Annotated in this window: 16 protein-coding genes; 11 read left to right on the forward strand and 5 right to left on the reverse strand. The window is 44.2% G+C overall.

The features are described 5' to 3' along the window. Positions 1-68 precede the first annotated feature (68 nt). The 11 genes from AACM02_RS14140 (at position 69) to AACM02_RS14190 (ending at position 15493) form a co-directional block, all read left to right on the forward strand. Positions 69-2126: an acetylxylan esterase gene (locus AACM02_RS14140; protein WP_339117329.1), complete on the forward strand. Its 2058-nt coding sequence runs from the start codon at positions 69-71 to the stop codon at positions 2124-2126. Between the two features lie 27 nt (positions 2127-2153). Beyond that, a complete protein-coding gene (locus tag AACM02_RS14145; protein ID WP_321721599.1) occupies positions 2154-3380 on the forward strand; it encodes a hypothetical protein in 1227 nt (408 codons plus the stop codon). 116 nt (positions 3381-3496) lie between these two features. Further along, positions 3497-4750 carry a Gfo/Idh/MocA family oxidoreductase gene (locus tag AACM02_RS14150; protein WP_332457085.1) on the forward strand — a complete coding sequence of 418 codons (1254 nt, stop codon included), beginning with the start codon at positions 3497-3499 and terminating at the stop codon, positions 4748-4750. A gap of 105 nt (positions 4751-4855) precedes the next feature. Next, positions 4856-8242 (forward strand): family 16 glycoside hydrolase, encoded by a 3387-nt coding sequence (locus AACM02_RS14155; protein WP_214063547.1) that lies wholly within the window; start codon positions 4856-4858, stop codon positions 8240-8242. A 220-nt stretch (positions 8243-8462) separates the two neighbouring features. Next, entirely contained in the window at positions 8463-9575 is a 1113-nt protein-coding gene (locus AACM02_RS14160; RefSeq protein ID WP_339117465.1) for an alpha/beta hydrolase-fold protein, read from the forward strand. A 163-nt stretch (positions 9576-9738) separates the two neighbouring features. Then, on the forward strand, positions 9739-10248 hold the full coding sequence (locus tag AACM02_RS14165; protein ID WP_214063549.1) for an ECF transporter S component: 510 nt from the start codon (positions 9739-9741) through the stop codon (positions 10246-10248). A 9-nt stretch (positions 10249-10257) separates the two neighbouring features. Next, on the forward strand, positions 10258-10656 hold the full coding sequence (locus AACM02_RS14170; protein WP_214063550.1) for a phosphoribosyltransferase: 399 nt from the start codon (positions 10258-10260) through the stop codon (positions 10654-10656). After that, positions 10653-12536 carry a TonB-dependent receptor gene (locus AACM02_RS14175; protein ID WP_339117330.1) on the forward strand — a complete coding sequence of 628 codons (1884 nt, stop codon included), beginning with the start codon at positions 10653-10655 and terminating at the stop codon, positions 12534-12536. Before AACM02_RS14170 ends, AACM02_RS14175 begins: the two co-directional genes overlap by 4 nt. Positions 12537-12568: 32 nt before the next feature. After that, positions 12569-13510 (forward strand): DUF362 domain-containing protein, encoded by a 942-nt coding sequence (locus tag AACM02_RS14180; protein WP_339117331.1) that lies wholly within the window; start codon positions 12569-12571, stop codon positions 13508-13510. A 20-nt stretch (positions 13511-13530) separates the two neighbouring features. Continuing rightward, the gene (locus AACM02_RS14185; protein WP_339117332.1) at positions 13531-15084 is read left to right on the forward strand and encodes a 4Fe-4S dicluster domain-containing protein; all 1554 of its coding nucleotides are present in this window, start codon (positions 13531-13533) and stop codon (positions 15082-15084) included. Positions 15085-15277: 193 nt separating this feature from the next. After that, positions 15278-15493 (forward strand): hypothetical protein, encoded by a 216-nt coding sequence (locus AACM02_RS14190; protein WP_332457080.1) that lies wholly within the window; start codon positions 15278-15280, stop codon positions 15491-15493. Positions 15494-15605: 112 nt separating this feature from the next. On the opposite strand, the gene AACM02_RS14195 is transcribed toward AACM02_RS14190, so the two are convergent. The 5 genes from AACM02_RS14195 to AACM02_RS14215 all read right to left on the reverse strand — a co-directional run bounded on the left by AACM02_RS14195 (position 15606) and on the right by AACM02_RS14215 (position 20417). Next, positions 15606-16481, reverse strand: a complete 876-nt coding sequence (locus AACM02_RS14195; protein WP_339117333.1) for a creatininase family protein — start codon at positions 16479-16481, stop codon at positions 15606-15608. Between the two features lie 22 nt (positions 16482-16503). Continuing rightward, positions 16504-16953, reverse strand: coding sequence for a GatB/YqeY domain-containing protein (locus tag AACM02_RS14200; protein ID WP_214063555.1), 450 nt, complete (start codon positions 16951-16953; stop codon positions 16504-16506). 65 nt (positions 16954-17018) lie between these two features. After that, positions 17019-18308 carry a cell division protein FtsZ gene (gene ftsZ / locus AACM02_RS14205; RefSeq protein ID WP_214063556.1) on the reverse strand — a complete coding sequence of 430 codons (1290 nt, stop codon included), beginning with the start codon at positions 18306-18308 and terminating at the stop codon, positions 17019-17021. Between the two features lie 22 nt (positions 18309-18330). Continuing rightward, positions 18331-19680 carry a cell division protein FtsA gene (gene ftsA / locus AACM02_RS14210; RefSeq protein ID WP_332457078.1) on the reverse strand — a complete coding sequence of 450 codons (1350 nt, stop codon included), beginning with the start codon at positions 19678-19680 and terminating at the stop codon, positions 18331-18333. 5 nt (positions 19681-19685) lie between these two features. Further along, positions 19686-20417, reverse strand: coding sequence for a cell division protein FtsQ/DivIB (locus tag AACM02_RS14215; protein WP_332457077.1), 732 nt, complete (start codon positions 20415-20417; stop codon positions 19686-19688). Between the last annotated feature and the right edge of the window lie 8 nt (positions 20418-20425).

Genomic DNA, 20425 nt, shown 5'->3' on the forward strand with positions numbered 1-20425 from the left:
TATACAAGAAAATGGAGATCATCATTAGTTAAAGCAAACGAAAACTTGGAAAAAAATATCAAAATATTATGAAATACAAATTAACCCTGTTTTTTTTCATTTACTTTCTTGGCTATTACGGGTACTCACAAGATTTTTCCCCATCTTCATTTGCTAATAATCAAGGGGAAGGGAAGTGGATGGTTTATAAGGACAACTTCAGGGCGTTGTACCGGATACTGTATAATGAAGCTGAAGACCTGCTCGGCAAACGTTCAGAATACGTTTCAACCATTCAAACTAAAGCAGATTGGATTGACTATCAAAAAGAGCTGAAGCAAAAGTACAGGGCTTCACTGATGAAATTCAAAAAAACACCATTGAATACACGAATAACCGGTCAGTTGGAAAGAGAAAAATTCACGGTAGAAAAGATTATTTTCGAGTCACATCCCGGATTTTATGTGACTGGATGCCTGTTTATCCCGAAGAAAAGACAGCATCCTGCTCCCGCCATCATCTATTGTTCCGGACATTCGGACAATGGATTTCGTAGCGAAGGTTACCAACGCTCAATAATTAATTTCGTAGAAAAAGGATTTATTGTTTTCGCCTATGATCCTATCGGTCAAGGTGAAAGATTGCAATACCTGGATGAAACTACGGGAAAATCCCAAGTTGGAGGGCCTACGACCGAGCATTCCTACGCCGGAATCCAAACCTTATTGACAGGATCTTCAATTTCGGACTATTTCATTTGGGACGGCGTACGGGCTGTTGACTTTCTTGAGACCCGAAAAGAGGTGGATATGAACCGGATAGGCATTACTGGTCGCTCAGGAGGAGGCACGCAGACTGCATTGATAGCTGCCTACGATGAACGTATACACGCAGCCGCCCCCGAATGCTACATTACTACATTCAAGAGGTTGCTGCAATCAATTGGGCCTCAAGACGCAGAACAGAATCCTTATATGTCGATCAAAAAGGGAATTGACATTCCCGATTTGCTGCATATGCGCTCGCCCAAGCCCACATTGATCGTAACGACTACACACGATTTTTTTAGTCAACAAGGAGCCCGGGAAACTTTCAAAGAGGCAAAGAAATCATACAACGCACTGGGTATTGCTGACAACATTCTGTTCGTAGAAGATATGGGAGGGCATCAATCAACAAAAAAAAACAGGGAGGCAGTTAATTCATTTTTCATGAAATTCTTAAACCTGCCGGGAGATCCAACAGATCATGAAGTAACTCTCTTTAAAGACGAGGAACTTTGGGCGACGTCTACAGGACAAGTTGCCAGTTCATTAAAAGGCAACACTGTTTTTGAATTGAATCAACGGTATTATTCAGCCAAGAGCTTACCGCAAAGCTCTGTAAAAGATAAAATTAAAACCACGGCAGGCATTAATTTTGATAGAAAATTAACGGCTGCAGTTTTTACGGGTAAATTCTCAAAAGGAGAGACCGTTGTAGAAAAGTACTTTATTGAAAACGATAAGAACGACTATGCTCTTCCCGTATATGTAATTAAAAAGGAGGGTATGAAAGCACAGAATGTAGTGGTGTGGAATCATCCTTCAGGAAAAGAGAAGCTTCTGGAAGAACCCACCCTGATGAATATACTGAACGCAGGCAATGTCGTTGTTTCAGCAGATTTACCGGGTATTGGCGAATTATATGACCCGGAGTTCAGAGGCGACGGGTTTGTACAGGGAGTGCCGTTTAACTATATCTTCATTGCTAATTTAACAGGAAAAAGCATTCCGGGGGTTCAAGCCGAAGCGATTGATTTGATGATGCAATTTGTTGCGAGTAACGACAATTTTAACGATGCAACCCTGAATGTTGTAACAGAAGGCACATTGATTTCTCCATCTTTGCTCCATGCAATATTTAAAAACACCTTCAAGAAAATTGCGGTGCTGGATCCGCCGCCTCCGGGCAGTTATTTTGTAGAAACGAAATATTACGATCCTCTTTTCGCTTTCTCTATTGTTCCGGGGAGCGTTGGTTCCTATGAGTGGAAAGACTTGCTTGCCTTTTTACCAAATACCTCGGTCAAAATTTTCGCAGCAAAAAACAAACAACAACCCGATAAAATCAATCAGCCTGAAATCGTCGATTTCTTACGAAAATAATAACTTTTTCATCATTATTCATTGAAAATGAAAACAAACCTTATTCAAAGACTTTTTTTATTATCCTTGCTGACTGGGCTTCTCGCTGTAAATTCCTGTACATCCAAAGAGAAAAAAAACAGCGTAAACGTAACACAAACGGATTCTACCATGCTTTGCGTTGGATACTATTGGACCGAGGCAGAAGGAAAAGAATTTCTGGAGAAACAACGGAGAGAATACACTACTGCTGAGGATTGGAAAAGACGCGCGGAAAAGATAAGAAACCAGATCCTGAAAGGAACGGGGTTGGAAAAATTTCCTGAGAAATGTCCCCTTAATCCTATTTTCGGAGATAAACGCACTTACGAGGGTTACCAAGTACAAAATGTTGCCTTTGAAAGTCTGCCTGGAGTATATGTTACCGGAAGCCTTTATACACCGGCAAACGCTGCTAAAAATTTACCGGGAATCCTCAATACGCACGGACACTGGGCAGAGCTTGATGATTACGGCCGGTATCGTCCTGACGCACAAAAAAGGTTTGCAGCTATGGCCAGGATGGGCGCAATGGTTTTTGCGTACGACATGGTCGGATATGGACAACTGGCACGGGAACATGGATGGATACACAAACACCCGGAGGCATTGAAATTACAACTCTGGAACAGCATCCGAAGCATCGATTTTTTACTTTCCATCGGTGCCGATCCGGAAAGGATTGCCATTACCGGAGCTTCGGGCGGCGGCACGCAAGCATTTTTACTCACGGCTGTCGATGACAGAATTGCGGTTTCTGTCCCCGTAGTTCAGGTCTCTGCCCATTTTTTTGGTGGATGCGTTTGTGAAAGCGGTATGCAGATTCACAAAACCGATAATTTCCAAACCAATAATGTAGAAATTGCAGCCTGCGCTGCTCCGCGACCAATGTTGGTGGTTTCTGACGGTGATGACTGGACAAAAAACACTCCTTCTGTCGAATACCCTCACCTTCAGTACATTTACGGACTTTTTGGCAAGTCTCAAGTCGTTGAAAACGCTCATTTACCTGCCGACAAACACGGTTACGATTACAACAAACGGGTCGCAGTTTATCCCTTTTTAGCTAAACACCTGGGGTTAGACGTTACGAAAGCAGTTAATCCGGATGGGTCTTTAAATGAGCAGAATATCGTTATTGAAGATATCGAGGCTCTGTACCCTTTTGATGAAAAAAGACCTTTCCCGGCTCACGGAATAAAAACAAACGATGCCGTTATCTGGAACTCGAATTAGTCGGAAAAACTCAAAAGAAAATAAAAGTATTTAACAAGTCACAACAAAAGATGAGCATATTCAAAAATTGATTATATTTACAAAATTTAATTTTATTATACATTACAACTTAATTTATGACCTCCAGAAGACAATTTTTAAAAACCCTCGGTGGGGTAACGCTTCTCACTGTGGTTCCCCGAAATGTATTGGGGAAAGGGTTTGTCGCACCCAGCGATGAACTGACAAAAGGTATTATCGGCGTAGGCGGAATGGGTCGCGGACACATTTCTTATGACAAGACGCGCGTTGTAGCCATGTGCGATGTCGATAAGAACCACCTTAACCAGGCCGCAGCCCTGGTAAAAGACAACATCAGCCTCTATCACGACTTTCGTGAGCTTATCCTCGACAAAAATGTGGATATTGTGCATATTGCGACTCCGCCCCACTGGCACGGGATTATGTCGGTAGAAGCAGCCAAAGCAGGAAAAGATATTTTCTGCGAAAAGCCGATGACCAGAACTATCGGCGAAAGCAAGCGTGTTGTTGAAGCCATTCAGCAATACGGAAATATATTCAGGTTGAATACATGGTTCCGGTTCAAAGACCCGTTTTATGGACTGGGCACGCCGGTAAAGCCACTCAAAAAGCTTGTCGACAGCGGACTTCTCGGCTGGCCGTTAAAAGTTACTATCAGCAAACACACCGGTTTTGACTGGAAATTCTACTGGGTAGGAAAAACACATCTTGAACCGCAACCCATTCCCGAAGAACTCGATTACGACATGTGGTTGGGCCCGGCTCCTTACAAACCATACAATGCACATCGCGTGCACGGAACATTCCGCGGATACTGGGATTACGACGGCGGTGGCCTGGGTGATATGGGTCAACACTATATCGATCCGGTTCAGTATTTGTTAGGAAAAGACAATACAAGCCCGGTAAAAGTAGAAGTGGATGCTCCTCAACAACATCCCGACGCAGTAGGTACCTGGCGTTCCATTACATACACCTATGACGACGGCTGCCAGATTATTCTGTGGGGAGGCGACTACGGTGAGCCTAATACGCCCTATATTGCCGGGCCAAACGGAAATGTCTACAGAAACTTCGTCTGCGACATTCCCGACTGGCAGAAAAAACTGGCCGATTTCCCCGAACCGACGGAACAAAATACCAATTTCATCGAATCAATACGCAACCGACAGAAATTCGCTTTGAACGAATTGAACGGACACCGTTCCGCTACTATTGTGAACATGGGTGCCGTAGCACTCCGGTTAAACAGAACAATCGAATACGATCCGGTGAAAGAGATTTTTGTGAACGACGAGGAAGCCAATCGCTTATCCGATCAGCCAATGCGTGCGCCGTGGAGTATTTAGATTGAACAAGGTCGAACTAGATTGAATAAGATTGAAACATAGGCAGCCCGCCATCCATCTTTACCAATCTTTGTCAATCTTATAAAACAATTAAATTAAACAACAATGAAAAAATACCTATCCATTTTAACAGCCATTCTGCTCGCAACGGGTGCATTAATGGCTCAACTGCCGCAGGGCAGAACAAGTGCCACCATTATTGCGGATGCACTGGCACAACTTCCGGCCGATAATCAAACTCAATATAACCGGACGATGACCGATCTGGTTTCCACGGGAGAACAGGGTTTACTGGACTTGATCGGACGAATGAACCCTCCGGGCAACCGGAGCAACGAAGCATTGGACTATGCCATCAGCGGATGGACAAACTTTGTTGCAAACGATGATGCCAAACGGGCCCTTGCGGCAAATGCTTTCGGAAAAGCATTGAACCAATCGCTGGATAATGAAGTAAAAGCTTTTGTTATCCGCCAGCTTGGACAAATAGGAACTGACAACAATGTGGAAACTTTATCTGCTTTTCTGAAGGATTCGCACCTTTCAGCTCCGGCTGTACAGGCATTGGCTTCCATCGGAAGTGAGAAGGCAAATCAAGCCATCGTTGCAGCACTTTCGGGTAACGCCCCGGATGCTGTAAAGTTCAATATTGTGAACGCACTAACTCAGACCGGATACAGCCAAGCCGAACCCGCACTGCTCTCAACACTGTCACAAAATCCCTCAGCAGAACTCAGCAACGCATTGCTTACGGCTTTAGGAAGCCTGGGAAGCCGCAATGCCCTTATCCCACTGAAAAATGCCGCACAAAAAGTCAATTATTCCTATCAGCTTAACAACAATGCTACGGCATCCTACCTTTCTCTTTTAAAAAGATTAACTCACACCGACGTTAAGTTGGTGGAAAAGGAGGCAAATGGATTGCTCAACTTTGCCATAAAGCAAAACCGTTCCGATCTGAAAGTGGCTGCAGCCGGGCTTTTACTGGCAATTCCTTCGACGGACAAAAATAAACTCCTCAACAGTGCACTGAAAGACGGGGATATCGCTTACCTGGCCCGTTTGCTTAACGCCTATCCTTTCAACAACGACCGAAAAGCGGTTGAAAGGATTATGAAGGAACTAAGTCCAAAAGCTTCTGCAGAGAAACAAACCGCCATCATTTACTGGTTGGGCGATAAGAAAGTAGCGAATACAGCTAATATGCTTGCCAATTTCGCTACATCCGGTAATAAAATGGTACAGAAAGCGGCCATTTCTTCCTTGGCAAAAATTGGAAACGAACAAGCGATGCTTGTATTAGCCGGACTATTGAAAAGCCAGGACGATGAAACGGTGTTGCTCGCCAAAGATGCTTTATCAACATACAAGGGTGATATCTCCTATACACTTGCATCGGTTTTCAACGAAAGCGGGGATGTCGGGAAAAAAGCTATCCTACAGCTTATTGCCAACCGGAAAATGGAAAGTCAGTATAACCTGGTTTATAACCAAATGTTCACTGGTAACGAAAACGTAAAAACAGAAGCAGCCAATACGCTTCAATACGTTTCTACGGATAAAAACCTGCCCGACTTGTTCACATTGCTCGAACAATCGGATGCTGCCAATGTTCCCGCTCTTCAACAAGCTGTAAACGCAGCCCTGTCGTATCTTCCGGCCAACGAACAAATGAAGCTGGTATCGGACCGGATGAACAAGTCTGTAAACAAGCACCTTTACTATACTGCACTGGCAAACAGCGGGTCTCAAAAAGCAATGGAGATGATTACCAAGGCCTACAATACCGAAACCGGGGCCAATAAAAATGCTGCTTTTGATGCACTGACCAATTGGAAATCGTTCAACTCCATTTACCCGATGCTGGATATAGCCAGAAACAGTAAGAATAAAAATGAATTGAGCAAAGTAACGGATGCAATCGTTGCTACCATCAATAAATCAAATGAAACAGGAGCCATAAAATACCTGTATCTCCGTGAAGTGATGCAGTTTGCACAGACCGAGAAACAGAAAAACGACATTCTCCGCCTGTTGGGAAACACCGGACAATATCAGGCTATGCTTTTCGTAGCCCCGTATATGGATAATGTGGCATTGAGCGAAAATGCCGCATTGGCTGCCATGAACATCGCCACAAATAATCCGGCTTTTGCGGGTGTTGTAACTACCGGAATACTCCAGAAAGTGAGTAAAACATTGAAAAATCCAGATGCTGGCTATCAACGTGAGTCCATAAAAAAATACCTGGACGAAAATCCACAAGACGGAGGTTTTGTGTCCATCTTCAACGGTAAAAACCTGGACGGATGGAAAGGCTTGGTAGAGAATCCCATCAAACGCGCGAAAATGACGCCAAAAGAACTCGCTGCAGCCCAGGTAAAAGCCGACGCGGCAGCAAAAACGGGCTGGGTCATCGAAAACGGTGAACTGCTCTTCACCGGAAAAGGGGACAACCTCTGTACCAACAAACAATACGGAGATTTCGAAATGCTGGTTGACTGGAAGCTTTATCCCGGGCCGGAACCTGATGCAGGGATCTACCTTCGCGGCACGCCACAGGTTCAGATCTGGGACACCGCCCGTGTAAATGTAGGAGCACAGGTTGGATCAGGTGGATTGTACAACAACCAGCAGAATCCGAGCAAACCGCTAAAAGTTGCTGACCAGAAAGTAGGTGAATGGAATACATTCCGAATCAAGATGATTGGTGAAAGGGTGTCGGTGTGGCTTAACGATGAACTGGTTACTGACAATGTAGTGTTGGAAAACTACTGGAACAGGAGTCAGCCCATCTTCCCGACGGAACAGATTGAGTTGCAGGCACACGGCAGCAAGGTGGCTTATCGCGATATATTTATTAAAGAAATTGAACGCCCCGAACCTTTCCAGCTTCCTGCTGACGAAAAGAAAGAAGGTTTTCGGGTACTCTTCGACGGTACTAACCTCAACGAATGGACAGGAAACAAAAAAGACTACGTGGTGGAAAGTGGAAACATCGTGCTGTATCCCAGCCAAAATTTTGGCGGCAACCTTTACACCAAAGAACAATTCGATAATTTTATATTTCGTTTCGAATTTATGCTCACACCGGGTGCCAACAACGGATTAGGCATCCGCGCGCCGCTAGAAGGCGATGCCGCATATGGAGGAATGGAATTACAGATTCTTGATAACGATGCCCCGGTCTACAAAAATCTCCAAATCTACCAGTATCACGGTTCGGTTTATGGCGTTATTCCTGCTAAACGCGGTTACCTGAAGCCTGTAGGCGAGTGGAACTATCAGGAAGTAATTGCCGATGGCGATCGCATCAAAGTTATTCTTAACGGTACAACTATCCTGGACGGAAACATCCGCGAAGCCTCCAAAAACGGGACGATTGATAAACGGGATCATCCCGGGTTATTGAATAAAACCGGACATATTGGTTTCCTGGGGCACGGCTCCTTGGTAAAATTCCGAAACATCCGGATAAAACCACTGAAGTAACAATTTATCCAAGAGACGCATTGAATGCGTCTCTTTTTTTTGGTCCATCGGCACAAAGATGCTGTTTATCGATATTAACCCTCTCGATACCCGATATTTCAAAATAAAAACTATATTTGCAATACAGATCTGACAATTGCAAATATACACTCAATCGTAAACCTGAAAACCTATGTACAAAAAAATCTTTTTTACTCTGCTCGTATTCTCCACCAGCATCATGATGCAAGCACAGGAAAACCTTGGCTTCGGACAACGAAAGGAAATTATTTCCCCTGAAATCCACGCCGACAATTCCGTAACGTTTCGTTTACTCGCTCCCTTGGCCGACAGTGTGTCGGTAACGGGTGATTTTGCACAAGGCCACAATAAAATGACAAAAGACGCCGATGGCGTTTGGTCATTTACAACCCGTACGCTTCCTTCGGAATTATACACGTATGCCTTTACGGCAAACGGGTTACAAATGAACGATCCCAATAACGTGCATTACCGTCGCGATGTAGCAAGCACACTAAATATTCTGCTGGTTGGTGGTGGACAAGCCGATATATATAAAGTGAATAATGTCCCTCACGGCACGGTAGCCAAGAGATGGTATGAATCTCCGGGCAACAAGACTGACAGACGAATAACCATTTACACTCCTCCCGGTTATGAATCGGGTAACACATCCTATCCTGTTTTGTATCTGCTTCATGGCATGGGTGGCGATGAAGAAGCGTGGCCAACGCTTGGACGCGCGACCCAGATTATAGACAACCTGATTGCCGAAGGCAAGGCCAAACCGATGATTATCGTTATGCCGAACGGAAACGTAGCCCAGGAGGCTGCGCCGGGTGAATCGAGCGAAGGGTTTTACAAACCAACTTTCAGGTTACCAAACACGATGGACGGAAAATACGAAGAGACATTTATCGATATCATCAACTTCGTAGATAAAAATTACCGCACTGTCCGGAACAAATCCGGGCGTGCTATTGCCGGACTTTCCATGGGAGGTTTTCATTCTTTTCATATTTCACGGTATTATCCCAACAGTTTCGATTACGTGGGTTTATTTTCTGCAGCTATTATGCCTAACGAAAATGCGAAATCCAGCGTGTATAAAAATATAGAGGATACACTGTTAAAACAGAAACAGAACGGTTATAAACTTTACTGGATAGGTATCGGGAAAGACGATTTTTTGTATCAGGCAAATACTGACTTTCGGAAAAAACTCGACGGAATAAATTTCAAATATGCCTACCGGGAATCGGAAGGCGGACACACCTGGCGAAACTGGAGAGTTTACTTATCGGAATTCTTACCGTTGCTATTCAACCAATAACTCACTGATTGCCAAGCAAAGATTGCAATTTTATTTTTTCTAATAAAAAAAATGGCTAAAAAGCGGGTTATTCGTAAGATTATAATTATTTTTGTCACCTATGTTGCATTTTAGAGCAGGAATTCAAAACTAAAACAATAACAAATAATAAAACCATCAGATTATGGCAACAACAGCAAAACTTTATTCATTCAGCCTGAGCAACACAAAAACCTACTTGTTCGCTACATGTTTTGTGTTGGGCAACTTATTATTGCCGCAACTGGCGCATTTAGTGCCCCAGGGAGGACTGATTTTTCTTCCCATCTATTTCTTTACGCTCATCGCAGCGTACAAATACGGAATTCATGTTGGGTTGTTGACGGCAATACTATCGCCTTTAGCTAACAACTTGTTGTTCGGTATGCCTCCTTCCGCCGTGCTGCCGGCAATCATCATCAAATCGGTTATTTTGGCTATTGCCGCCTCCATGGTGGCAAAACATTCCGGAAAAGTATCCTTCGGGGGTATTCTTTTGGCTATCGTTGCCTATCAAGTGATCGGTACAGGAATTGAATGGGCGATGACCCAACACTTTTTCACAGCCGTTCAGGATTTCCGCATCGGCCTTCCCGGAATGCTCATTCAACTAACAGCCGGATATTTCATACTGAAAGCCTTGGCTAAAGTGTAAGGTTATTTAATGAATACAAAGTCTTTTGAAGCTGTTATGCAAAGGTTTCGTGAGATTGAATTTCACGAGACTTTTGATATGATAGTGGCCATTGCCAACGGCGGGATTATCCCGGCCGCAATCCTTAATCAGCGGTTGAATACTGAAATTCAATTATTGAAAATTAATCTTCGTGATCCCTGCCAAAAACCAAAATACGATAGCCCCAGGTTGATTTCGCCTGTCGACTTCGATTTTAGGGACAAAACCATTCTGCTGGTGGAAGATCGCATAAAAACAGGAGCGACTGTTAAATTCGCCATCGATCTTTTACAAGGTGCCAGACAAATAAAAACTTTCGCAGTAAACGGAAATGCTGATTATGCACTCTACGACGAAGATTGTTTTAAGTTTCCCTGGATCGTATGAGTAGATTTACATTTATCCTTTTTGCCTGTTTCGTTGTTTTCTCAACCGGTTATGCTGATGAGAACAATCCACCGCAGGTCAACGATTCTATCCGCCTGGAAGAGGTGATCGTCACCGGTACGCTACCGAAGGTGAACCTGAGAAACGTGCCGATGAGCATATCTATCGTCACGGAACGGCAAATTCAAACCCGACTGGAACCTTCGCTTCTGCCGCTGCTTACCGAGGAAGTTCCCGGACTATACATCACACAACGTGGAGTAATGGGATACGGCGTAGCTGCCGGTGCTGCCGGAGGAATGAGCATCCGCGGAATTGGCGGTTCCCCTACTTCGGGAGTACTGGTACTCATCGACGGACATCCACAATATATGGGTCTGATGGGACACCCTCTGGCCGACAGCTACCAATCCCTGATGACCGAACGGGTGGAAGTGGTTCGTGGCCCTGCGTCAGTGCTTTACGGATCCAATGCAATGGGTGGAGTAATCAATATCATTACCAAAAAGCAGAAGCAGAACGGCTTGCACAATTCGGCTCAATTAATGTACGGCACCTACAATACTTTCAGCGCTGAAGCATCCAGCGGATGGAAGAAAGAGAAGCTGCATATCAACGGGAACATTGGGTATAACCGTTCCGACGGACATCGGGAAAACATGGATTTTGAGCAGATAAACGGTTACGGAAAAATAGGATACGATCTTACCGGAAATTGGAGCAGTTTTGTGGATTTGAATCTTTCGAACGCCCAATCGTCCAATCCGGGGACTGTCACTGCTCCGATAACCGATAACGATGCCGATATTACACGCGGGATGACCTCATTTTCTCTTGAAAATGAATACGAAAGAACTTCAGGAGCAGTAAAATTCTTTTACAATTTCGGGACGCATAAAATCAACGACGGGTACACAGAAGGACAACAGCCCAAACCGTTTCGTTTCCATTCAGACGACCGGATGCTGGGCCTTTCGGTCTATCAGTCTTACACCTTTTTCGAGGGCAACAAGACCACAGCGGGAGTTGATTTTCAGCGTTTCGGAGGGAAAGCGTGGAACAAATTCCCCGACGAGTCGAAGAATGTACAGTTAGCCGATGAGCACCTGAACAACGTTGCCGGATACGTCAATATCCAGCAAAGCTTACTGGAAAACAGACTCACATTGAATACCGGGATAAGACTCGACAACCACGAAAAGAACGGGTCTGAATGGATTCCTCAATTCGGATTAAGTTTCACCCCCTCCGCCTCAACCGTTGTGAAAGCCATCGTCAGCAAAGGATTCCGAAACCCTACCCTTCGCGAGATGTATATGTTCCCTCCGCAAAACCCCGATCTGCTTCCGGAAAGATTGATGAATTACGAAATCTCGTTCATGCAGTCATTGCTCGAAAACCGGTTGAATATGGGTTTAAACCTCTTTTATATCAAAGGCGACAATATGATTCAACAAGCCGAACCCGGGATTGGCAAATGGGGAAATACCGGTAAAGTAGAAAACAAAGGCTTCGAGATCAGCACCCACTATCAGGTCGCCCGTGATTTTCGGCTTTCGGCCAATTACAGTTTATTGAGCATGGCCTATAAAATATTGGCAGCTCCGGAACACAAACTATACGTCAGTGCAAATTACACGAAGAACAGGTGGAATTTATCTACCGGTATCCAATACGTCGGAAACTTGTATAAAACCGTAAAGCCAGAGCCGGTAAAGGAGAACTTTGTCCTTTGGAACGCCCGCATCAATTACCGGGCACTTGACTGGTTAAACCTGTTCTTAAAAGGTGAGAATTTATTGGGACAGGAATACGAAATAAATGCCGGATACCCGATGCCGAAAACTACTGCCTTTGGCGGAATCCAGTTACATTTTTGAAATTACAGAACGAACAACAAATTAAAAACATTATGGACAGACGAAATTTCTTGAAAGCTGTTGCTCTTACCGGCGCAGCTGTCACAACCATTAAAGATGCAGATGCGATGAGCGTACTCACTCAATCGTTTCAAACTACAAATGCTGCAGCAAAATACGACATGGTTGCCGTATTGGGCGGGGAACCCGAAGCTATGTTTCGCAAAGCTATTGCCGAATTGGGGGGAATGAAAAACTTCATCAGCAAGGGAGATAGGGTTTGTGTAAAACCGAATATCGGATGGGATAAAACTCCCGAACTGGCCGCTAACACCAATCCAAAACTGGTGACGGAAATCATCAAACAATGTTTCGATGCAGGTGCCCGTGAGGTAACTGTTTTCGACCACACGTGCGACGACTGGCGTAAATGTTACGCTAACAGCGGAATCGAAGCTGCCGCTAAAGCTGCCGGGGCAAAAGTTGTTCCCGCACATCAGGAATCCTATTACAAGAGTGTCTCTTTGCCAAAGGGTAGAAGCCTGAAAGAGGCCAAAATACACCAAGCCATTGTCGACTCCGACAAATGGATCAATGTTCCTATTCTCAAAAACCACGGCGGTGCACAATTGACCATCTCCATGAAGAACTACATGGGAATTGTATGGGACAGGGGATTTTTCCACGCCAACGATTTGCAGCAATGCATCGCTGATGTGTGTACCTATGCAAAACGTCCGGTCCTGAATGTTGTTGATGCCTACCGGTTGATGAAGACTAGCGGCCCCAGAGGAAAATCGGATGCCGATGTAGTATTGTCGAAAGGCCTCTTCATCTCGCAGGATATCGTTGCTGTTGACACTGCTGCTGCCAATTTCTTCAACCAGGCCAGGGAAATGCCGCTGGATAAGGTTGGCCATTTGGCAAAAGGGGAGCAATTGGGTGTGGGGACGATGAATCTCGACAAGCTCAACATCAGGAGGGTGAGAATTTAACCAAACACGATCGAACAATCATGCTTAAAAAAATCCGGGTAACGATATCTGTACTACTTTTTTCTTTAATAACGCTCTACTTTCTCGACTTTTCAGGTTTTCTGCCGGAAAGTTTCAGCGTTCTAACCGATATACAATTTATTCCTGCATTATTAGCACTTAATATTATTATTCTGATTGCATTAGTAGCGCTTACAGTAATTTTCGGCCGGGTGTATTGTTCATCTATCTGCCCAATGGGTATCTATCAGGACATTGTTGCCTGGTTTTCAAAAAAAATACTTAAGAAGAAGAAAAGATACACCTACAGCAAAGCAAAAAACGTTCTCCGATGGAGTGTCTTGGGTGCTACAATTATTGCTTTCTTGTTTGGATTCACCTTCTTGGTAGGCCTGCTCGATCCGTACGGTGCATACGGCAGATTGGTAACACACGTTTTCCGTCCTGCTTATCTGGCAGGAAATAATTTCCTGGAAGCTATTTTCTCATCATTCAATAATTACAGTTTTTATAAAGTCGGTATCTATTCGTTGGGAGTATCTTCGATAATTATCGCTTTAATTACGCTGCTTGTTATCGGTTTTTTAGCGTGGAAAAACGGAAGGACATATTGCAATACAATTTGTCCAGTAGGAACTACACTTGGATTTCTGAGCCGGTTTTCACTTTTCAAAATTCAATTTATAGATGACAAGTGCAACATGTGCGGTTTGTGTTCGATGAAATGCAAAGCATCGTGTATTGATGCAAAAAATAAAGTCATCGATCATAACCGATGCGTAACCTGCTTTAACTGTATTGAAGTTTGCCATCGTGATGCGATGAAATATGCTCTTATTGGCTCCAAGAAAAAAAAGGCAGTTGAAACGGCTCCGGCTTTTTCATACATTAGGGAAGATAAGCCGAAAGACGAATCGAAGCGTCGTTTCCTGTCAGCTACACTAATCACAAGTATAGCAGCAGGTCAACTACTTGCTCAAACAGTAACAGAACCGTTATTACCTAAACGCGAACTGAAACGAAAAACTCCGATCGCTCCCCCGGGAGCGCTAAACTTCGATCATTTCCGGGAGAAATGTATTTCGTGTCATCTTTGCGTGAGCAAATGTCCGTCGCACGTGATAAAACCGGCGTTTCTGGAATATGGACTGGGCGGGGTGATGCAACCGAAACTTTATTTCGATCACGGCTTTTGCAACTACGATTGCACTGTTTGCTGCGACGTTTGTCCGACAGATGCACTGGTAAAGCTTAGTCAGGAGGAAAAGCACCACACACAGATGGGAAGAGTTAACTTCATTATAGAGAACTGTATCGTTTATTACGATGAAACCAGCTGTGGCGCCTGCTCCGAACACTGCCCTACACAAGCCGTTCGAATGGTTCCCTACAAAGGTGCGTTAACAATCCCCGAAATCGAACCCGAAATTTGTGTAGGTTGTGGCGGATGTGAGTATGTGTGCCCGGCAATTCCTTATAAAGCCATTTACGTGGAAGGACTTACTGCTCACAACACCATTGAGATTAAACAAGAAGAAGTGGAAGAAGTGACCATTGATGAGTTTGGATTTTAAGAAGTAGAATCTCTGTATAAGAAATTTATTTATCAGGCGCCCGCAAGGGCGCTTTGTTTTTGATTTTGAAAAATATTATCAATTTTATTGAACGATAACAAAAGTTGAGTATATTTCAATATACCTGGACTCACCTGATTTTGTTTCTTTGGTTGGAGGCGTTTATGCAGATTACGATCAGTCTGTTAAAAATATGTATGCTTTTCTGAACCAGGTAAACAGTCAGAAATCATTCATAAAAAGTGAAAAGTATATAGTGCTGGATGCAAATACTGTTTTATATACAGCAACTTCGAGATGGGAAACTAAAATGAAAAACGACAGTACCATCGTTATGGATCCGTTGGGCATGCAATTTCTATTGAAAAAAGTTGATAATCAGTGGAGAGTACTGAGTTGGACAGAGTAGTTTTAAGGTAATGGAGTTGTATTTCAACACGCCATCCGTGTCAGTGGATAGGACAAGTTACTCCGTTAGTAAATACTCATAAGATGACTAAAAGTGTAGCCCCGTGAATATTTTATTGTTTCGTATCCAACGGATTTTCGGCTTCTTCAAAAAACTGATTTTGCAATTCAGGCACATTTTTATCCGCCTTGATATCCTGGATACTTTTTACAAATTGCTCCACTACACTGTTTAAGATAAGTTCTCCCGCCTGGGCATTGGCCTTCCTTCCATCTCCAGAATAATGATTAGGATACCGGGCGTACCACCATATTCCGGAATAAACACTGGGAAGATTTTTCAACCTGTCCAAATCCACACCCGATTGTAGCCCTGCCTTTTCGGGATGAACCAAGTCCGGAACAATTGCCGCCACCATAGAGGTTTCCCTGTTTCCAGCGTGTTGATCATAACGATCGTGTTGAGTCAGGGCTTCCGCCTTTTTGATCACTTCAGGGTCGTAGTCCGGTTGAAACCAGTAAAGTGCATAATCTCTTTTTTCGGATAATTGCGCCATACCAAAATAATTCAGAAACGCGTTGTTCCCGCCATGTCCGTTTATAATGATTATTTTCTTAAAACCGTTCCGACTAAGTTCATTGAGTGTTTCCTGAAGTACTTTCCAGATAATCTCGGGTGAATAAGCAATCGTTCCCGGCTGATGACGCGCTTCGTTTATCTGGCTGAAATAATACCATGGAAAAACTACCGTGTATTCTTTCTCGGCTGCTCGGAGCGCAATTTCTCTCGCCGTATACAAATCTGTTCCGACCGGCATATGTGGACCGTGTTTTTCAAAAACGCCGATGGGTAAAATAATGGTTTTGGAGCTTTTTTCAACTGCTGAAATAAATTCTGGAGCCGAAAGCTCTTCCATTTTAATAGACAAACTCTGTGCTTGTATGCTGAAAACAATCAACAATGCAACCAGTGGTAAAAGGTATTTCATAGGAATAGGTTTAGGCATTATTTCAACTTAATAACTTCTTCACCATTTCTGAAATGGCCCGTCCTTCTGCCTTTCCTGCCAGCTGACGGGTAGCGACTCCCATCACCTTTCCCATCTCCTTCATGGATTGGGCACCGGTCTCAGAAATGATCGACTTCACGGTCGACTCCAATTCTTCCGGTGAAAGTTGCTGAGGAAGAAATTCCTGAATAACACGCAACTGCGCCAATTCGTCAGAAGCCAGGTCTGCTCTTCCCTGTGCGGTATAAATTTCCGCACTGTCTTTGCGTTGTTTCACCATTTTTTGCAGAATTGCCGTTGCTGCTTCGTCCGAAAGCTCATCAGATGCACCTTTAGCCGTTTTGGCTTCTAAAAATTCTTTTTTCACGCCCCTCAGTGCTTCCAAACGCACTTTATCTCTGGCGAGCATTGCTTTTTTTATTTCGTCGCTAATTGTATCGAACAGGTTCATAATGTTTAACTATTTAAATGTTTAAAGTTCAAGGTTCAACGTCGAGGCTTGCCTTGTGCTCTCCGCTAATCAAACAACGATGTTGCTGAGCGGGTTTCTGTCTTGAATAATCGAGGATTGAAATCCCGGTCGCGCTTAAATACCGGTGTTTTCTCAAGTGCCTCCAACACCTTATCATCGTCGAGTTCGTCCATAGTAAGGATAAAGGGTTCAAATTTATAATTGGCGGTAGAAAGCATTTTCAATCCCAATGTCCCGTAATACTTATCGATGAGTTTCTGTTCATCCTCCTCCTCTTGCCTTCGTTGATCTTCTTTAATTTTTCTTTCCAACTCTTCCGCTTTCGTTTGCGCTTTGTGCTGCTCTTCAATTCCGGGAACATCCATAATGGAAAAACCGGTTGCCAGTAATGTTACTTTGACCTCTTCCTCCAAATCCTTTTCCACGGCAGCCCCCCAAATAACCTCGATCTCGTGGCCGAATTTCGACATAAAGTCGTGCAGGGCGTTCATCTCTTCCATCATAAGCGGATTTTCCTCGCCAAAAGAGAGGTTGATCAAGATCTTCTTTGCACTGAAAACATCGTTGTTATTGAGCAACGGAGAATTTATGGCATCTTCGATAGCCCTGTTCACACGATCCTTTCCCGAACCAATGCCGCGACTCATAATAGCTACACCACCGTCTTTCAAAGTGGTTTCCACGTCGGCAAAGTCAAGATTTACGTGTCCATGTATAGTGATGATCTCTGCAATGCTCTTGGCGGCGGTTGCCAGCGTATCATCGGCCCGGGCAAAAGCATTCAGCATCGTCAGGTCGTGATAGATATCCCGTAAACGCTCGTTGTTGATCACAAGCAACGCATCCACATTGGCAGCAATCTGTTCTACACCTTTCAATGCTTGTACAATCTTACGCTGTCCTTCAAAAACGAAAGGAATGGTAACGATTCCCACTGTGAGAATACCCATATCCTTAGCTATGCGTGCCACAACGGGAGCAGCCCCGGTTCCGGTTCCTCCGCCCATTCCAGCTGTAATGAACGCCATACGGGTACCGTCACTCAGCAAATCCTGAATCAGGTCGATACTCTCTTCTGCAGCCCGTCGGGCCACATCGGGTTTGTTCCCTGCACCCAACCCTCCTGTGGTATGTTCGCCCAGCTGTATTTTCACAGGCACAGGTGAACTCAACAAGGCTTGGTTATCGGTATTGCAAAGTGCGAAGGAAACATCGTGTATCCCTTCTTTAAACATGTGGTTTACTGCATTTCCGCCACCACCACCCACCCCAATAACTTTAATAATCGCTTCGGTACGGCTGTTTATTTGAAAATCTAGTATATCGGTATCCATTGTTGGAAATATTTTTTTTCATTCACTGATCATCGTCTTCTTCCTCAAACATAGTAGAAAACATATTTTTCATTTTTCCGCCTATGTTGATGGATTTCTCTTTTTTACCCTTGCTTTCCTTCTCTTTTTGCTCTTTGCCTTTGTCTCCCTTGTCCCGGTCTCCAAAGAAATTACTCCAAACCGATCCTTTCGACTTTTGGTCCGAGGATTCCTCATCTTCGAATTCTTCAACCGTTTTCTCGCAATTTTCACTAGCAAGCAAAAGCATTCCCAACGCTGAAGTTAGGGCAGGATCATTGGCAAACTCCGGCGTGTTATTTACCAGGGTCTTCCGTGAAGATGCCTTGCGGACAGGTAAATCGAGCTGCTGACTCAAATACTCTTCCAGATTTCTCAGTTGCGACGCACCACCTGTGATAACAAGCCCTGCACCCAGCTGGTCCTGATATCCGGAAAGTCGGATCTGTTCCCTGATGTTGGCTGTAATCTCATCAAGACGCATCACAATAACCTTGTTCAACTCTACCAGGTCGATATCGGGTTTTGATGAAAAGGGTGAAGAGAAAAGCGAACTTTCATTATTTTCCCGGGCTTTGCCGAATTTTATCTTGTATTGTTCCGCATCGCTTTCCACAAAATTGAGTTCCGCAATATCCCGGGTTATGCTTCTCCCGCCAAAGGGTATGGTCACCATACGGCGCAAAAGGCCTCCTTTATATATGGATAACGTAGTCGTTCCGGCACCAAAATCGACAAATGCGCACCCCAACTCTTTTTCCTCCTCGGTAAGAACTATAGCTGCGGCAGCAAGCGGGCCAACGATGTATCCGGCAATTTGCAGGTGTCCTTTATCAACGATGGTTTTCTCGATGTTCGATACCAGGTTGGGACGACCCACCACAATCTGGTATTCTGCCTCTACCATGGAGCAGGTTACCCCAACCGGGTTTTTTTCCGGCTTGTCGTCCAAAAAATACTCCACATCCCCAATAGCGTATTTTCGCTGCATATCGGGCTTGTACTTTTCGGCCGCATTCCGGAGTTGTTCCACCACCTCTTCGGTAACGATGCCGGAAGAAGAGAGTTGCTTCATCTCCCGGATTACTTCCGTGTGCACCGATTGTCCTCCCAGGGAGACATACACTTTCCCGATTTTCCTTCCCAACGCATTCTCGAGCATGCTTATCAGTTTCCTTACGATTGCCCCGGCTTTATCAATGTTATAAATTGTCCCCCGACGGATACTGTTCTCCGACGGTAAAGACACACACTCCAAAACGGAAATAACGTTGCTTTCGTTTTTACGCCCGATAATGCCGGTAATTTTGGAAGTTCCTAAATCGATGGCAGCTATAAATCCTGATTGAGTCATATATTTTATTTCTTTGTACAAACCACTTGGTTATCGTATTTCAAACTTATTTCTGAATACCTGTTCCAACCTACCACATTCAACCCTTTCTCGATGAACAAGGCAAACCGGGCAAACTTTTCGGGATAGTTATCTAATTTCCCAAAGGCGATCCTGAAATCTCCGGCACGAGGAATCAAATCCACGTCTTTGTTGGGCTTAACCACAATTTGATCGATCCATGCGCTCCATTCGGGATTTTCGTTCAGAAACGCAGCAAAGTCGTAAAGCTCGTTCTGGGCAAATTCTTCATCAATAGCTCCGGTAGCCAAGGGAACATACACCGTAGAATTTGGCGAGACGGGCATCCGTTCCCGATTATCATCGATATAAAAGCTCCCCTTTGTGTCGGAGATAATCCTCAGAACCGGTTCGCGTTGATAAATGTTCGCAATAATTGTTCCATTTTGCGTGGTAAACACTTCCGCCGATTTTACCAACCGGTTGGTCAGTATCGTATCCAAAATTTCCAGCGTATTGATTTCGTCCATAGTTTTACCTACCGGATAAACTTTTTTTCTTTTCAGCAAAACCTCGATGTCTTTTTGATGGATGAACTGAGTGTGCAAGCTGTCTTTTACAATGACTTCAAATTTATTGCACACCTCGTTTCTGGATGAATCATTGAAGTAAATAGCCGAAAAAATAAGATAACCGGTTACCAACAACGCAATCAATATGATGAAAAACTTTTTCATTTACGCAA

Origin of the sequence: Petrimonas sp. (assembly GCF_963921705.1) — a bacterium.
GTDB lineage: Bacteria > Bacteroidota > Bacteroidia > Bacteroidales > Dysgonomonadaceae > Petrimonas > Petrimonas sulfuriphila.

Excerpts from the sequence above, each read along its gene's own strand:
- AACM02_RS14140 (WP_339117329.1), top strand. The coding sequence starts at position 69 with ATGAAATACAAATTAACCCTGTTTTTTTTCATTTACTTTCTTGGCTAT.
- AACM02_RS14145 (WP_321721599.1), top strand. The coding sequence starts at position 2,154 with ATGAAAACAAACCTTATTCAAAGACTTTTTTTATTATCCTTGCTGACT.
- AACM02_RS14150 (WP_332457085.1), top strand. The coding sequence starts at position 3,497 with ATGACCTCCAGAAGACAATTTTTAAAAACCCTCGGTGGGGTAACGCTT.
- AACM02_RS14155 (WP_214063547.1), top strand. The coding sequence starts at position 4,856 with ATGAAAAAATACCTATCCATTTTAACAGCCATTCTGCTCGCAACGGGT.
- AACM02_RS14160 (WP_339117465.1), top strand. The coding sequence starts at position 8,463 with ATGATGCAAGCACAGGAAAACCTTGGCTTCGGACAACGAAAGGAAATT.
- AACM02_RS14165 (WP_214063549.1), top strand. The coding sequence starts at position 9,739 with ATGGCAACAACAGCAAAACTTTATTCATTCAGCCTGAGCAACACAAAA.
- AACM02_RS14170 (WP_214063550.1), top strand. The coding sequence starts at position 10,258 with ATGAATACAAAGTCTTTTGAAGCTGTTATGCAAAGGTTTCGTGAGATT.
- AACM02_RS14175 (WP_339117330.1), top strand. The coding sequence starts at position 10,653 with ATGAGTAGATTTACATTTATCCTTTTTGCCTGTTTCGTTGTTTTCTCA.
- AACM02_RS14180 (WP_339117331.1), top strand. The coding sequence starts at position 12,569 with ATGGACAGACGAAATTTCTTGAAAGCTGTTGCTCTTACCGGCGCAGCT.
- AACM02_RS14185 (WP_339117332.1), top strand. The coding sequence starts at position 13,531 with ATGCTTAAAAAAATCCGGGTAACGATATCTGTACTACTTTTTTCTTTA.
- AACM02_RS14190 (WP_332457080.1), top strand. The coding sequence starts at position 15,278 with ATGTATGCTTTTCTGAACCAGGTAAACAGTCAGAAATCATTCATAAAA.
- AACM02_RS14195 (WP_339117333.1), bottom strand. The coding sequence starts at position 16,481 with ATGAAATACCTTTTACCACTGGTTGCATTGTTGATTGTTTTCAGCATA.
- AACM02_RS14200 (WP_214063555.1), bottom strand. The coding sequence starts at position 16,953 with ATGAACCTGTTCGATACAATTAGCGACGAAATAAAAAAAGCAATGCTC.
- ftsZ (WP_214063556.1), bottom strand. The coding sequence starts at position 18,308 with ATGGATACCGATATACTAGATTTTCAAATAAACAGCCGTACCGAAGCG.
- ftsA (WP_332457078.1), bottom strand. The coding sequence starts at position 19,680 with ATGACTCAATCAGGATTTATAGCTGCCATCGATTTAGGAACTTCCAAA.
- AACM02_RS14215 (WP_332457077.1), bottom strand. The coding sequence starts at position 20,417 with ATGAAAAAGTTTTTCATCATATTGATTGCGTTGTTGGTAACCGGTTAT.